At 72.2% G+C, this 12,908-nt stretch carries 17 protein-coding genes, 1 tRNA gene and 1 other RNA gene; 9 read left to right on the forward strand and 10 right to left on the reverse strand.

Annotated elements, in window-relative coordinates:
* Window position 1: 1 nt before the first annotated feature.
* The 4 genes from M1R94_RS06635 (at window position 2) to M1R94_RS06650 (ending at window position 3,345) form a co-directional block, all read left to right on the forward strand.
* Window positions 2–75, forward strand: a tRNA-Val gene (locus tag M1R94_RS06635).
* A gap of 71 nt (window positions 76–146) precedes the next feature.
* The gene (locus M1R94_RS06640) at window positions 147–1,400 is read left to right on the forward strand and encodes a Nif3-like dinuclear metal center hexameric protein (RefSeq protein ID WP_308199880.1); all 1,254 of its coding nucleotides are present in this window, start codon (window positions 147–149) and stop codon (window positions 1,398–1,400) included.
* A complete protein-coding gene (locus tag M1R94_RS06645) occupies window positions 1,397–2,140 on the forward strand; it encodes a zinc ribbon domain-containing protein (RefSeq protein ID WP_249380877.1) in 744 nt (247 codons plus the stop codon). The genes M1R94_RS06640 and M1R94_RS06645 overlap by 4 nt, the downstream gene beginning before the upstream one ends.
* A complete protein-coding gene (locus M1R94_RS06650) occupies window positions 2,137–3,345 on the forward strand; it encodes a bifunctional RNase H/acid phosphatase (RefSeq protein ID WP_249380878.1) in 1,209 nt (402 codons plus the stop codon). The genes M1R94_RS06645 and M1R94_RS06650 overlap by 4 nt, the downstream gene beginning before the upstream one ends.
* A gap of 45 nt (window positions 3,346–3,390) precedes the next feature.
* On the opposite strand, the gene M1R94_RS06655 is transcribed toward M1R94_RS06650, so the two are convergent.
* A complete protein-coding gene (locus tag M1R94_RS06655; protein ID WP_249380879.1) occupies window positions 3,391–4,173 on the reverse strand; it encodes a YaaA family protein in 783 nt (260 codons plus the stop codon).
* Between the two features lie 97 nt (window positions 4,174–4,270).
* Between M1R94_RS06655 and M1R94_RS06660 the strand changes: the two genes are divergently transcribed.
* Together M1R94_RS06660 and rnpB are read left to right on the forward strand one after the other, a co-directional pair.
* On the forward strand, window positions 4,271–4,657 hold the full coding sequence (locus tag M1R94_RS06660; protein WP_249380946.1) for a tautomerase family protein: 387 nt from the start codon (window positions 4,271–4,273) through the stop codon (window positions 4,655–4,657).
* Between the two features lie 79 nt (window positions 4,658–4,736).
* An RNA gene (gene rnpB, locus M1R94_RS06665) (RNase P RNA component class A) lies at window positions 4,737–5,122 on the forward strand.
* A gap of 3 nt (window positions 5,123–5,125) precedes the next feature.
* Here rnpB and M1R94_RS06670 read toward each other — a convergent pair.
* The 4 genes from M1R94_RS06670 to M1R94_RS06685 form a co-directional block, all read right to left on the reverse strand.
* Window positions 5,126–5,611 carry a PaaI family thioesterase gene (locus tag M1R94_RS06670; RefSeq protein ID WP_249380880.1) on the reverse strand — a complete coding sequence of 162 codons (486 nt, stop codon included), beginning with the start codon at window positions 5,609–5,611 and terminating at the stop codon, window positions 5,126–5,128.
* Between the two features lie 73 nt (window positions 5,612–5,684).
* Window positions 5,685–6,536 carry a class I SAM-dependent methyltransferase gene (locus M1R94_RS06675; RefSeq protein ID WP_249380881.1) on the reverse strand — a complete coding sequence of 284 codons (852 nt, stop codon included), beginning with the start codon at window positions 6,534–6,536 and terminating at the stop codon, window positions 5,685–5,687.
* A 50-nt stretch (window positions 6,537–6,586) separates the two neighbouring features.
* Window positions 6,587–6,988, reverse strand: a complete 402-nt coding sequence (locus tag M1R94_RS06680) for a hypothetical protein (protein ID WP_249380882.1) — start codon at window positions 6,986–6,988, stop codon at window positions 6,587–6,589.
* A 214-nt stretch (window positions 6,989–7,202) separates the two neighbouring features.
* Window positions 7,203–7,877, reverse strand: a complete 675-nt coding sequence (locus M1R94_RS06685; protein ID WP_249380883.1) for a sigma-70 family RNA polymerase sigma factor — start codon at window positions 7,875–7,877, stop codon at window positions 7,203–7,205.
* A 171-nt stretch (window positions 7,878–8,048) separates the two neighbouring features.
* Here M1R94_RS06685 and M1R94_RS06690 point away from each other — a divergent pair, with 171 nt between their 5' ends.
* Window positions 8,049–8,222 (forward strand): hypothetical protein, encoded by a 174-nt coding sequence (locus tag M1R94_RS06690; RefSeq protein WP_249380884.1) that lies wholly within the window; start codon window positions 8,049–8,051, stop codon window positions 8,220–8,222.
* 62 nt (window positions 8,223–8,284) lie between these two features.
* Here M1R94_RS06690 and M1R94_RS20660 read toward each other — a convergent pair whose 3' ends face one another.
* Window positions 8,285–9,574 carry an EAL domain-containing protein gene (locus M1R94_RS20660; protein ID WP_249380885.1) on the reverse strand — a complete coding sequence of 430 codons (1,290 nt, stop codon included), beginning with the start codon at window positions 9,572–9,574 and terminating at the stop codon, window positions 8,285–8,287.
* A 157-nt stretch (window positions 9,575–9,731) separates the two neighbouring features.
* A complete protein-coding gene (locus tag M1R94_RS06700; protein WP_249380886.1) occupies window positions 9,732–9,902 on the reverse strand; it encodes a chromosome partitioning protein in 171 nt (56 codons plus the stop codon).
* Window positions 9,903–10,137: 235 nt separating this feature from the next.
* On the opposite strand from M1R94_RS06700, the gene M1R94_RS06705 reads away from it, so the two are divergent.
* Window positions 10,138–10,527 carry an STAS domain-containing protein gene (locus M1R94_RS06705; RefSeq protein ID WP_249380887.1) on the forward strand — a complete coding sequence of 130 codons (390 nt, stop codon included), beginning with the start codon at window positions 10,138–10,140 and terminating at the stop codon, window positions 10,525–10,527.
* 44 nt (window positions 10,528–10,571) lie between these two features.
* Here the strand turns inward: M1R94_RS06705 and M1R94_RS06710 are convergent, their stop codons facing one another.
* From M1R94_RS06710 to map, 3 genes are read right to left on the reverse strand one after another with little or no spacing between them, the layout of a single operon-like run.
* Window positions 10,572–10,892 carry a DUF6191 domain-containing protein gene (locus tag M1R94_RS06710; protein WP_249380888.1) on the reverse strand — a complete coding sequence of 107 codons (321 nt, stop codon included), beginning with the start codon at window positions 10,890–10,892 and terminating at the stop codon, window positions 10,572–10,574.
* A 7-nt stretch (window positions 10,893–10,899) separates the two neighbouring features.
* Entirely contained in the window at window positions 10,900–11,685 is a 786-nt protein-coding gene (gene ppgK, locus M1R94_RS06715; RefSeq protein WP_249380889.1) for a polyphosphate--glucose phosphotransferase, read from the reverse strand.
* On the reverse strand, window positions 11,682–12,572 hold the full coding sequence (gene map, locus M1R94_RS06720) for a type I methionyl aminopeptidase (RefSeq protein ID WP_249380890.1): 891 nt from the start codon (window positions 12,570–12,572) through the stop codon (window positions 11,682–11,684). Before map ends, ppgK begins: the two co-directional genes overlap by 4 nt.
* A gap of 83 nt (window positions 12,573–12,655) precedes the next feature.
* Between map and M1R94_RS06725 the strand changes: the two genes are divergently transcribed.
* Window positions 12,656–12,889 (forward strand): SPOR domain-containing protein, encoded by a 234-nt coding sequence (locus tag M1R94_RS06725; protein WP_249380891.1) that lies wholly within the window; start codon window positions 12,656–12,658, stop codon window positions 12,887–12,889.
* Window positions 12,890–12,908 lie beyond the last annotated feature (19 nt).

Genomic DNA, 12,908 nt, shown 5'->3' on the forward strand with positions numbered 1-12,908 from the left:
CGGGCCTGTAGCTCAGTTGGTCAGAGCGCCGCGCTTACACCGCGGAGGTCGTCGGTTCGAGACCGGCCGGGCCCACCGTCGTGCCCACGGGCACGCACGGCCTCGCCCGAGGTCGGGTCCCGCGGCTTCCGGGTAGCGTTCGACCGGTGAGCCCTGCACCCGCTGAGAGAGAACTGCCACCCACCCTCGCCACGGTCGTCGCGAACCTCGACCGGCGGTACCCGCCAGGGACGGCGGAGGACTGGGACGCCGTCGGGCTCGTCTGCGGTGACCCGGTCCAGCACGTGGAGAAGGTCCTGTTCGCGGTCGACCCGACGGCGGACGTCGTCGAGGAGGCGCTCGCCTGGGGCGCAGACCTCCTGGTGACCCACCACCCCCTCCTGCTGCGCGCCGTGCACTCGGTGGCAGCCACGACCTTCAAGGGCGCCCTGCTGCACCGGCTGGTGCGCGGTGGCTGCGCGCTCTACGTCGCTCACACCAATGCCGACGCGGCCGACGACGGCGTCGCGCACGCGCTGGCCGAGGCCGTCGGGCTGCAGGACCTGCGACCGCTCGTCCCGCTGCACCAGGAGGCTCTCGACAAGGTGGTGGCGCTCGTCCCCGACGGCCATGCGGAGGCCCTCGTCACGGCGCTCTCCACCGCGGGTGCCGGTGAGCTCGGTTCGTACAGCCGTTGCGCCTGGACCACGACGGGGGTGGGCACCTTCGTCCCCGGCGCCGATGCGACCCCGTTCGTCGGCGTGGCCGGGCAGGTCGAGCAGGTCAGCGAGACCCGGGTGGAGATGATCGCCCCGCGCAGGCTCCGCGACCGGGTGGTCGCTGCGCTGCGTGCCGCTCACCCGTACGAGGAACCGGCCTTCGACGTCCTGGAGACCGCCGCGCTGCCAGGCTCGGTCGGGACCGGTCGGGTGGGGGTGCTGCCGCACCCGGTCACTCTGGGTGCGTTCGGAGACCAGGTGGCCGCGGCACTGCCGGCGACCGAGCAGGGCGTCCGGATCGCAGGTGACCTCGACATGCTCGTGCGGACCGTGGCCGTCGTCGGCGGTTCCGGTGACTCGCTGTTCGACGCGGTCCGTGCCAGCGGGGCGGACGTCTACCTGACTGCTGACCTGCGGCACCATCCGGCGTCCGAGCTGCGCGAGAGGGCCGAGTTCGAGGCCCGCCAGACCGGCGCCAGGGGTCGCGCCGGGGTGCCCTACCTGGTCGACGTGGCCCACTTCGCGAGCGAGTGGCCGTGGCTCCCGCGCGCAGCGAGGGCACTCGAGGCGGATCTGAGACAGCCCGCGGGCACTACGGTGGAGACCCGGGTGAGCACCCGCCGCACCGATCCTTGGACAGCGAGGATCTCCTCGCCCACCAGGCCTTCCCCGCCCGCCACGTCCGGAGGACACCGCCCGTGACCACAGCCCCCGTCGCCGACCAGCATCGGCTCCTCGAGGTCCAGGCCCTGGACACGCGCCTCCAGCAGCTCGTGCACCGCAGGACGAACCTCCCCGGTCACGCCATCGTCACCGACCTGGTCTCGCGCCTCGAGGACGTCGAGTCCGCGCTCGTGACCTCGCGCACGGCAGCCGGTGACCTGCGTCGTGAGCTCGCCAAGGCTGAGGGGGACGTCGAGCAGGTGCGTGCACGGGCGGCACGTGACCAGGCGCGGATGGACTCGGGCTCCGCGAGCGCCAAGGACCTCCAGGCGCTCACCAGCGAGCTCACGGCACTGGGTCGGCGTCAGGCCGAGCTGGAGGACGTCGAGCTGGCGATCATGGAGCGTCTGGAGTCGCACGAGACCGCGCTCGCGGGTCTGACCACCGCACGTGACGGGGTGCTCGAGCACACCGAGCAGGCCCGGTCCGCCCTCGCCCGTGAGGTCGCGGCGATCGACGAGGAGATCGCGGCGGTCCAGACCGAACGCGAGTCACTCTCCCAGGGACTCGACGCCGGGCTGGTCGCGCTCTACGACCGGCTGCGCGAGAGCTCGGGTGGTCTGGGAGTGGCTCTGCTGCGCGGACGCCGGTGCGAGGGCTGCCGGCTCGAGCTCAACCCGAGTGACGTCGCGAAGATGATGTCCGCCCCGGTGGACCAGGTCGTGCGGTGCGAGGAGTGCAGCCGGATCCTCGTGCGAGCGGCGGACCCTGCTCGATGAGCTCGCAGGGACGTCGGCTGGTCGTGGAGGCCGACGGCGGCTCGCGGGGCAACCCGGGACCGGCCGGCTACGGGGCTGTGGTGCTCGACGCCCGGACCCGCGAGGTGCTCGCCGAGCGTGGTGACTTCCTCGGTGTCGCGACCAACAACGTGGCCGAGTACTCGGGCCTGGTGGCCGGTCTCGAGGCCGCGCGGGCGATCGACCCCGAGGCCGAGGTCGAGGTGAGGATGGACTCCCGGCTGGTCGTGGAGCAGATGGCCGGCCGCTGGAGGGTCAAGCACGCGGACATGCAGCGGCTGGCCGACCAGGCACGAGCCGTGCTGCCGGTCGGGCAGGTCACCTACACCTGGATCCCGCGCTCGGAGAACGCGGTCGCGGATGCGCTCGCCAACGAGGCCATGGACCTGCGCGCGGTGGTCGTCCGGGACCACGGGCCCTCGACGGGTCACGACGACACCGGATCGCGCGCCGACGGACCACCGGCGCAGGACGAGCCCGGACGTGCGGCGCGACCGGCCCTGCGGGAGCGGAGACCCTCGGGCTCGGCCATGCGCTTCGACGACACGGAGCCGGTCACCGTCGTGCTGATCAGGCACGGTGAGACCACCCTGACGCGCAGCAAGGCACTGTCCGGCTCGTCGGTGCCCGGTCCGCCACTGGCGGCAGCAGGTCGGGTCCAGGCGGCGCGGGCGGCGGACCTGACCTTCCGGATCGGCCGGTCGATCTTCACCGACCTGCCGCACCCCGGGGTCCTCCTCGCCTCACCGATGGTCCGCACGCAGGAGACCGCCGGGGCGGTGGCTCGCAGGCTGGGCCTCCCGGTCGCGCTCGCCGAAGCCTTCGCCGAGAGCGACTTCGGCGACTGGGAGGGCCTGTCGGTCGAGGCCGTCGAGGACGGGTGGCCCGGCCACCTGCGCCGCTGGTACGAGGAGCCCTCGGTCACCGCGCCCGGTGGGGAGTCGCTCGAGGACGTCGGCCGGCGGGTCAGGGCGGGCCTGCAGGAGCTGGTCGACGGCGGTGTCGATCGCACCGTGGTCGTGGTCAGCCACGCGATGGCCATCCGTGCGGCGATCGGCGTGACGCTGGGCATCCCCGCGACGGCGTGGTGCTGGCTCCGTGTACTTCCCGCGTCGGTCTCGGTGCTGCGCTGGTGGCCCGACGGCACGCGTGAGGCCGTCGTCATCGGCCTGCCGACCGAGGCCTGACGGCGCCCACCGCCGTCGGCGGTGGGATCAGGACCGGTGGCCGGTTCAGGCGACCAGGAGGGTCAGCACGTGCTGGCCGCCCGGGCCGGGGGTCAGCTCGGCGCCCTCCAGGCAGGACCCGGCGAGCTCCTGCGCTGCACCGAGCAGCTCCAGGGGGGTCTGCGGCTCGTCCGCCGCACGGGTGAGCAGGTGCCGGGTCAGCAGGCCTCGGGTGTGCTTGGCGGCGTGCGAGACGACCGTCCGGCGACCCTCGACCTCGCGGACCACCGAGACGTTCACGCGACCGGGCCCTGTCGAGGGGGCCCTCCAGGCGGCGGCGTAGGAGGCCGACCGGCAGTCGACGACCAATCGATCGGCCGCGAGCGGGTCGAGCACCTTGGCCAGTGGTGCTCGCCACGAGGACGCCAGGGGGCCGACCCCCGGCAGGGCGGTGCCCATGGACAGCCGGTAGGCGGGGATGAGGTCGGACGGACCGACGACCCCCCACAGTGCCGAGACGGTCAGGACGCCTCGCTCGGCACGTTCCCTGGCCCGGTCGTCAGGCAGGTCGTCGAGGCCGGCCGCCCCGTACAGCACACCCGTGTAGACCTCAGCCGCCGGCGCCACGGGCTCCGATCGCAGGCGCGTGTTGCGCAGCACCTCACTCGCCAGGGTCGGGCCGGTGCCGAGCACCTGTGCCGCGGCCGAGGACCGGCTCACCCGGATCAGGGCGGCCAGGACGCGGCGGCGGTGGGCCGAGAGGGATCGACCGCTCAGCACGGACAGGTCGAGCCTGTCGCCCGACACCGGGGCGGTCTTGCCCTCGGACGGGGGGAGCAGCACGAGCACGCTGCAGGCTAGCCGGTCGCCGCGGTACGGCCGCCATCGCCCACGCGCCGACTACGGTGAGATCGGTCACGGTGAGCGACGAGGGGTGTGGGTGGCGATGGTCCAGGTGACGTTCTACGGGCGGCGGTCTGCGTGGGCGGCCCGCACGACCGAGCTCTCCGACGCCGTGCACCGCACGCTGACCGGCGAGTGGGGGATCCCCGAGGCCAAGAGGTTCCACAGGTTCGTGCTGCTCGACGACACCGAGATCGTCGCCCCGTCCCGCGGGCCGGGCTACCTGGTCGTCCAGATCGTCTGCTTCTCGGGGCGCAGCCACGCGGCGGTCCGGCGCCTGCTCCACGCGTTCACCGACGACGTCGTGCCGGCCCTCGGCCTGCCCGTGGACGATCTCGAGGTCGTCGTCATCGAGAGCCCTCCGAGTCACTGGGGGATCCGCGGGATGATCGGGGACGAGCTCGCACTGGACTACCGGGTCGAGATCTGACTCTGACCCCGCCGCAGGCGTCGGGGCAGTCGAGGACGGAGACCGACGGGTCGGGCAGCGGCTAGGCTGTCGAGGTGGATGAGTCGGCCAGGCGGCCGCGTCGAGTGTGGTTCGCCACCTCGCCGAGGAACGTCCGGGCTCCACAGAGCAAGGTGGTGGGTAACACCCACCCGGGGTGACCCGCGGGAAAGTGCCACAGAGAAGAGACCGCCCCTGCCGCCTCGGCGGACGGGGTAAGGGTGAAACGGTGGTGTAAGAGACCACCAGCGTGCCGGGTGACCGGTGCGGCTCGGTAAACCCCACCTGGAGCAAGGCCAGACAGGGAGCGTTCGAGGGCTGCTCGCCCGAGCTCCCGGGTAGGCCGCTGGAGGCGTACGGCAACGTGCGTCGTAGATGGATGGCCGCCACCCGTGTGCGGGCAACCGCGTGCGGGGACAGAACCCGGCGTACCGGCCGACTCATCCGCCCTCAGGGGCTCGACCTGCTGATCACCGCCATGGTGCAGCGGGAGATGCAGACCAGCCTCCCGTCGTCGTCGGTGATCCGGATCTCCCAGACCTGGGTCCGACGGCCGAGAGCGATCGGTCTCGCGACGCCGGTCACCCACCCGGAGGTCACGGGCCGAAGGTGGTTGGCATTGATCTCCATGCCGACGGAGCTCGCCCGGTCGCGGTCGACCGTGAAGGTCGACGCCCAGCTGGCGAGGGTCTCCGCCAAGGTGACCGACGCGCCGCCGTGCAGGACTCCCATGGGTTGACGGGTACGGTCGTCGACCGGCATCCGTGCGCTCAGGTAGTCCTCACCGACCTCGAGGAGCTCGATGCCGAGACGGCCGATCAGGCTCCGACCGGACAGCTCGTTCGCGACGGCCAGGGACGGGACGCCGTTCCAGATCGGCTCGACGGGCCGGGCGAGGGCGATGGAGGGCGCTTCCGTGCGTGCCGTGCCGTTCATTCGCCAAGACTCAGGTGTGCGCGCGCCGCCTGCCAGGCGGCTCGATGCCCGAGGTGCGCTTGATCGGTCCATGTCACTGCCTCCTGCTCGCGTGGACGACCAGGTACTCCCAGTCGAGGACCAGGTGGTCGCGCGGAGCGTCGGGGCGGGCAGAGGCGACCGCGTGGGCGAGCAGGTCGGCGCGAAGGGTCGCCCGGCCCTCGGGGCTGAGACTCGCGGCCGCGGTGTGGGTGGGGCCGTAGTAGGCGAGGAAGAGGTCGACGAACGCCGCGGCGTCGGTGAAGCGTTGGGTGACCGAGTGCACCGTCGACCGCACGTCGGTGACACCGGCGCCGAGGAGGTCGGCGACGGTCTCGGTCGTGCCCCAGCGCAGCGGTGACTGGGTGACCGCCGGTGGTGGGACGTGACGGCCGACGATCCCGAACATGCCGCCGACGAACCCGCTGGGAGTCCAGCTGGCCAGCCCGATCTGCCCCCCGGGCCTGGTCACCCGGACGAGCTCGGCCGCCGCGCGCTGGTGGTCGGCGGCGAACATGACACCGATCGCGGACAGCACCACGTCGAACGACCCGTCGGGGTACGGCAGCTGCTCGGCGACACCATCGGTCAGGTCGAGGTCGAGCTGCTCGGCGGCTGCTCGCGCCCGGGCGATGCCCACGAGGGCCGGCACGTAGTCGAGCCCGGAGGCGCGGGCGCCCTGACGGGAGGCGGCGAGAGCTGCGTGGCCCGTCCCGGTGGCGACGTCCAGGACGCGCGCGCCGGGACGGATGCCGGTCTCGGTGACCAGGGTCTCCGCGACGGGCACGGTGAGCGCAGCGATCTTGTTGTAGTCGCCGCTGCTCCAGACCTTCTGCTGGCGGTCGCGCAGGGCGTCGAGGACGACAGCGTGGGTCTGGGCAGGGGCGGTGTCGGTGTCAGTGGCCATGGGTGTTGCCTCTCCGTGGGTGGTTGTCGGGAACTGAGATCGAGCGGGGTTCAGCTGGTGGTGAGGCACTCGGCCCACACGTGGGCGGTGAGCCCCGAGCTGGGGTGCTGGTTCCACAGCTCGACGCTCCAGCCGGAGCCGTCGACGGCGGCGGCGGACGCGACGACGCGGGTGAAGCCCGTGCTCTCGCTGGACAGTCCGCCGTCGATGGCCGTGGAGCCGGCAGGGCAGGGTGCTGTCGCCGTCGTGCGTGAGATCGGCGCGACGGCCACGGACTCCGTCGTGTACTGGGGCCCGTCGGGGAGCTGCTCGACGGGTCGGTCCGTGATCGCCATGGCGGCGGCAGTGCTGCCGGCGAGCACCACGAGGAGGATCACGGCCGCGAGCAGCAGGAGGCGGCCGTGGCGCATGGTGGTCCGGGTCATGGTGGTCTGGTTGATCGTGCTGGTCATCGTGCTGCCCTTCTCTGTCGGGTCTTGACGGACGGGTGATGGGGGTGGTCGGTCGGGCGCGCGACGGCGCGGAGCACCCGCTCGTCGGCGACCTGGAGGAAGGCGCGGCAGAGGCCACTGACGTGCGTGACAGGGGCCTCAGCGGGTGGGGTACGCGGTCGACAGGATCAGACGGAGTGCCTCGACGAGGGACGCACTCGAGCGCCGGATCGCCTCAGGCGTCGGCCGAGCAGGAGCAGTCGGTGCCGTGATGCGGGTGGACGTCCTGCACCGAACCGCGGACGTCGAGCTGGACCTGGCAGCAGGAGGTGACAGCCTCCCGGAGGCCACGTCGTCCCCGCTGGACGCGTGACTTCATCCCGGAGACCGAGATGCCGGCGGCTCGCGCCGCTTCCACCTGGCTGCGCCCGTCGAGGTCGACCAGCTCCACGGCCGCCGCCTGGTCGGCCGGAAGCAACCGCAGGAGCGGCCGGACGCACGACGCCAGCCCGGCGAGCGCCTGTTCGGCGTCGGCATCCTCGTCGGTGGTCGGAGCCGACGCGGCCCGTTCGGGGAGGGCGTCGGTGGCGATCTCACGGCGGTGGACCGCTGAACGGTAGTAGTCGGTGATCGCGTTGCGCGTCACCGTGTAGAGCCACGCCAGGACGGTTCTGCGCTCGCGGTCCCCGGCGGTGTCCTCAGTCAGCCGGTGGGCCACCATCTGGCTCTGGGTCAGTCGCAGCGCGACCAGCTGCAGGATGTCGTCCGCGTCCTCAGGTCGGCTGACGCGGCGGCCGATGAACGCCCGGAGCCCGCCGGCGAACTCTCGCCAGGCCGCCTCGACCACTGCCGCGTCCGACAGGTCCGGACGCTCGGGGAGGGTGATCGTCGTCATGCCGGGTGTGCTCATCTCGGTCCTCTCTCGACCCTTGACCACGGTAGGCGCGGTCAGGCGCAGCTGACACCCCTAGAGACGAGGCTGCGCCGCGACGGACGCAGGCCTGCTCCGCGACGGTTGCGTCCCTTCGCCAGGTCCTCCGTCACAACACGTGTCGAGCTGTCCACCGGAAGGAGCCCCGTGATGACCACCGAGCACCCGTCTTCCGCCTTCGAGGATGCGACCCTCGCTGCGGATGCCATCGGCACCGATGCCTGCTGCTCGGTGGAGCAGCGCGCCACCTGCTGCGGTCCTGGGGAGAAGGGCGGCTGCTGTGACGTCGAGCAGGCCGTCGGCGGAGGCTGCGGCTGCCGATGAGCGCGGTCGTGCGCACCACCGAGGCAGTCGGGGTCGAGCCGGCTGCCGATGGACGCAGGGCGTCAGCGGTCGATCGGCGCGGCCAGGTCCGCGCGCGCCCGATGCTCGGCGGGGTGCGGCGCCGTGAGCGCGTCGCTGATCAGTGAGCAGGTCGGCGCTGCAGGCAGTGACGCGGGTCGACCGACCAGGAAGCCCTGCACCGCGTCGGCGCCGAGCTCGCACCACTGCCGCAGGTCGTCCTCCTCCTCGATGCCCTCGACGACGAGCTGCGCGCCGGTCCGGTGCACGAACTCGATGAGCGCGCCGCCCAGGGCCTGGCGGACGGGGCTCGAGCAGACGTCCTGGGTGAGCGAGATGTCGAGCTTGATGATGTCGGGACTCAGCTGCACGATGTGCTGCAGGCTCGAGAAGCCTGCACCGGCGTCGTCGACCGCGATCGACACGCCGGCTTCGCGCAGGGCGGTCAGCGGACCGCTGAGCAGCTCGTAGTCGCGGATGGCCGCGTGCTCGGTGAGCTCCAGGATCACCCCCTCGGACCCACGCGAGACCAGGAGCTCGTGCAGCCGGGGATGCGCGAGGGTCGCGGGGGAGGCGTTGAGGGACAGGCCGACCCCGGGCGGCAGGCTCCGAGCGGCGTCCAGCGCGGCCTCGATCGCGGCCATCTCGAGCTCTGCGCCCAACCCGGCCTGCTCGGCGGCCGCGAACCAGAGGTCGGGGGTCCGGCGGGGTTCGGTGTCGAACCGTGTCAGCGCCTCGACCGCGAGGAGACGACCGTCGTCGAGGGAGTAGATCGGCTGGAAGACGGGGTGGAAGGACCGGCTGCGCAGGACCTCGCCGACGAGCGGCACGAGACCTGCGTCGAGCACGAGGGAGGGGGACTCGGGACCGACGATCATCTCGCGCAGCTCGTGTGCGACACGTTCGTTGTCGACCCGACGACGCAGGCTCAGGCACAGTCCGGCGAGCGCTGCCACCCCGAGGAACATCGTGGCGCGGACGATCATCCCGGTCAGCGCCTGCGGCTCGTTGCTCACGCTGTCGAGCGGCATCAGCGGCCCGCACAGCACGGCGGCCACGACGGCGGTGCCGGTCGCGCCTCGGATCCCGAAGGGGAGCGCCGCGAGGATGATCGGGAGGTAGAAGAGGTGCGGGGTGCCGGACCGGGTCCCTCCCGCGGCCTGCACCACGCCCCACGCGGCGGCGAGCAGCGCGGCGATGACCAGGGCGGCGGTCCACCACCGGGCGTCGACCGCTCGGCTCACGACCCGGTCGAGTGCGCCGCGCAGGCCTGCGTCCTGGCTCGGGACGTACGGGGGGCGTCGAGCGTCTGGGGTGCTCGCTGCCGTCCTCACGCATCACCCCTCGGGCCCCTGGTGGGCCAGGGTGGCCACCGCTCGCCACATCATGGTCATGGCGGTGATGACAATGCACGTAACGTGCCGGGTGAAATGGTCTCTACCAGGCCCGTGCCAGGCGTGGTGAGCAGTCACGGGAGGGTCGACCGGGAGGTCAGCGGGCGTCGTCCTCCGAGCCGAGCGGCACCGGCTGGTCTGTCTCTGGGGTGTGAGGGGTCTCCTCGTCCTGGAGCGGGCCGCTGTCGGGGTGCGGGTCGGGATCGACGGCCTTGGTCGGCAGGTCGGGCTGGGTCGGGTCGAAGCTGTCGGGGATCTTGTCGGTCATGGACCCACGGTGGCACCGCAGACGGGGGAGCGCATCCCGATCCGTGCTGCCGGGTCGAGAAGGACGCGGTCGCCCGGGGCGGCTCGGGGTCCGTGCGATCGGTGGGCCGGCGGGGTATCGTTGCGGTTGCGTTCTCCTGTGCCCGGACCCCGCCGTGGCGACCGCTCCACGAGGTGGTATCGGCCAGCAGCCCCTGATGCTGTCGGTGCCGCTCCCGACGGCCAAGGGATGGCACATGCACGACTCGACGGATGCTCCGGTCGGTGGGATCTCACTGACCGAACGACACGACTCCACGGTCGTCCACCTGTGGGGTGAGATCGATGATGCGTTGCGGCACCAGGCGGGCACTGCCCTCGCCGAGGCGCTCGACCGCGACCGTCCGGTGGTTCTGGACGCCGGCCGTGTCACCTTCATCGACTCGACGGGGATCGCCTTCCTCATCCAGTTCTGCACGATCGGCCGCGAGGAGGGCCTGGCGGTGACCCTGCGAGAGCCGCCGCCGATCGTCACCGACGTCCTGGAGATGCTGGGTCTGGCCGGGATGTTCGCCGAGCCGACCTCGGTCTCGTCGGATGGTGTGCGTGTCGACGCCGGGATCGACCCGCCGGGTACGGCCTCGTGAGCTGAACGTCTCGGAGGCGGTGGGCGCGCTCGCCCTGAGGGCACTCAGGAGGGTTCGTCGAGGTGCCCGGCGTCGCGGTGCGGACGTTCCTTGTGCGCGGTGCCGGCCTCGAGGTCGATGTGCCACGGGGGCTCGCTGTCTCCCGGTGTGACCAGGCCGTGACGCCGGGTCTCGTTCTCCTCGTGCAGGTAGCGCGCCGTCGGCTGGAACACGTCGATCAGAGCACCGAACGCACCGGACCCCGAGCCGTGGGTGGCGGGGCGCCGTGCGGCACGCGCGCGACCGGGGGTGCGGAGGGCGACGAGACGGTCCAGCAGCACCAGGAGCAGCGCCCCAGCTGCCACGACCCCCACCCAGGCGTCCATCCGGGTCTCAGTGCAGGCTGGTGCCGCGTGCGGCCAGTGCTGCGGCCCCGACGATCCCTGCGGCGTTGCGCAGCTCCGCGGGGACGATGGGCGTGCGCAGGTCGAGCAGCGGCAGGAAGTTCTGGTGCTTCTTCGACACACCACCACCGACGACGATGAGGTCAGGCCACAGGAGGTCCTCGACCACCCGGAAGTAGCGCTGCAGCCGCTTGGCCCACTGCGCCCAGTCCAGGTCGTCACGTTCGCGCGCGGAGTCCGCGGCGCGGCTCTCGGCGTCGTGGCCGTCGATCTCCAGGTGCCCGAGCTCGGTGTTGGGCACGAGGGTCCCGTCGACCACGAGGGCTGAGCCGATGCCGGTGCCGAGGGTGACCACCAGGACGACTCCGGAGTGGCCGCGCGCCGCGCCGTAGAGGGTCTCGGCGTACCCCGCGGCGTCGGCGTCGTTGTACGCGTGGACGACTCGGCCGGTGGCCGACGCGACCACCTCCGTCACGTCGGTGCCGATCCACGAGTCGTCGACGTTCGCCGCGGACCTGGCCACCCCGTGCTGGATGACCGCCGGGAAGGTGACCCCGATCGGCAGGTCGTGGGGCAGGTCGAAGGAGTCGACCAGCTCGGCGACCGTGGCGGCGACCGCCGCGGGGGTCGAGGGGCTGGGGGTGGGGATCCTGACGCGGTCTGCACTGAGCTCGCCGACGACGAGGTCGACGGGTGCCCCCTTGATGCCGCTCCCGCCGATGTCGATGCCGAAGGCGCGTGTGGGGTGGTCGGAGGTGCTCGTCGCGGGCGTCATGGCAGGGTCAGGATCTCCGCTCCGGTCTCGGTGACGACCAGGGTGTGCTCGAACTGGGCGCTCCGCCTGCGGTCCTTGGTGACCACCGTCCAGCCGTCGTCCCACATCTCCCACTCGTGGCTGCCCAGGTTCAGCATCGGTTCGATGGTGAAGACCATGCCGGGCTCGATGACCTCGGCGTGGTGGGGGGCCGAGTCGTAGTGCGGGACGACCAGCCCGGAGTGGAAGGCCTCACCCACACCGTGGCCGGTGAAGTCACGCACGACGCCGTAGCCGTGACGTCGGGCGTAGGCCTCGATGACCCGACCGATGACGTTGATCTCCCGTCCGGGCGCCACGGCGCGGATCCCGCGCATCATCGCCTCGTGGGTGCGCTCGACCAGGAGCCGGGACTCCTCGTCGACCTCACCCACCAGGAATGTCGCGTCGGTGTCGCCGTGCACCCCGTCGAGGTACGCGGTGACGTCGACGTTGACGATGTCACCGTCCTGCAGCACGGTCGAGTCCGGGACGCCGTGGCAGATGACCTCGTTGACCGAGGTGCACAGCGACTTCAGGAACGGGACCTGCTGGGGGTGCGGCTGGTAGTGCAGCGTCGAGGGGTAGGCGCCGTGGTCGCACAGGAACTCGTGCCCGACGCGGTCGAGCTCGTCGGTGGTCACCCCCGGGGCGACGTGACGGCCGACCTCGGCCAGGGCCTGCGCGGCGATCCGCGAGGCCACCCTGATGCGCTCGACGGTCTCGGCGTCCTTGACCTCCGAACCGGTGAAGCGCAGCTCCCGGTCCTTCCCGACGTACTCGGGGCGGGGGATGTGCGGTGGGACGGCGCGGACCGGGCCGACCTTCCCGGGGACGAGGGTTCCGCTCGGCGCGTGCGCGATGGGCATGCCTGGCAGTCTACGGACCACGGGCGTGCACTGCGCCTGGGTGGTGGTGCCGCTGCGTGCGGCCGTGAGAGGACGAGGGCGTCATGGGCGGATCGGACGAGCAGGGGACGACACCGGCGGACGGTACCGGGCATGGCTCGGGCGACTACTACTTCGATCCCACGACGGGCGAGGTCACGCAGGGCAAGGCCCGCTCGTGGACCGGTCGGATGGGCCCGTACGCCACCCGCGAGGAGGCCCAGCGAGCGCTCGAGAAGGCCGCCGACCGCACCGACGCGTGGGACGAGGCGGACCGTCGGTGGCGCGAGGACGACTGAGCCCGACCGGCCCCGCGCG

This window comes from Actinotalea alkalitolerans (assembly GCF_023369855.1).
Lineage (GTDB): Bacteria > Actinomycetota > Actinomycetes > Actinomycetales > Cellulomonadaceae > Actinotalea.

Coding starts and splice junctions, on each gene's coding strand:
- M1R94_RS06650 (WP_249380878.1), top strand. CDS start 2,137: ATGAGCTCGCAGGGACGTCGGCTGGTCGTGGAGGCCGACGGCGGCTCG.
- M1R94_RS06660 (WP_249380946.1), top strand. CDS start 4,271: ATGGTCCAGGTGACGTTCTACGGGCGGCGGTCTGCGTGGGCGGCCCGC.
- M1R94_RS06670 (WP_249380880.1), bottom strand. CDS start 5,611: ATGAACGGCACGGCACGCACGGAAGCGCCCTCCATCGCCCTCGCCCGG.
- M1R94_RS06675 (WP_249380881.1), bottom strand. CDS start 6,536: ATGGCCACTGACACCGACACCGCCCCTGCCCAGACCCACGCTGTCGTC.
- M1R94_RS06680 (WP_249380882.1), bottom strand. CDS start 6,988: ATGACCAGCACGATCAACCAGACCACCATGACCCGGACCACCATGCGC.
- M1R94_RS06685 (WP_249380883.1), bottom strand. CDS start 7,877: ATGAGCACACCCGGCATGACGACGATCACCCTCCCCGAGCGTCCGGAC.
- M1R94_RS06690 (WP_249380884.1), top strand. CDS start 8,049: ATGACCACCGAGCACCCGTCTTCCGCCTTCGAGGATGCGACCCTCGCT.
- M1R94_RS06700 (WP_249380886.1), bottom strand. CDS start 9,902: ATGACCGACAAGATCCCCGACAGCTTCGACCCGACCCAGCCCGACCTG.
- M1R94_RS06705 (WP_249380887.1), top strand. CDS start 10,138: ATGCACGACTCGACGGATGCTCCGGTCGGTGGGATCTCACTGACCGAA.
- M1R94_RS06710 (WP_249380888.1), bottom strand. CDS start 10,892: ATGGACGCCTGGGTGGGGGTCGTGGCAGCTGGGGCGCTGCTCCTGGTG.
- ppgK (WP_249380889.1), bottom strand. CDS start 11,685: ATGACGCCCGCGACGAGCACCTCCGACCACCCCACACGCGCCTTCGGC.
- map (WP_249380890.1), bottom strand. CDS start 12,572: ATGCCCATCGCGCACGCGCCGAGCGGAACCCTCGTCCCCGGGAAGGTC.
- M1R94_RS06725 (WP_249380891.1), top strand. CDS start 12,656: ATGGGCGGATCGGACGAGCAGGGGACGACACCGGCGGACGGTACCGGG.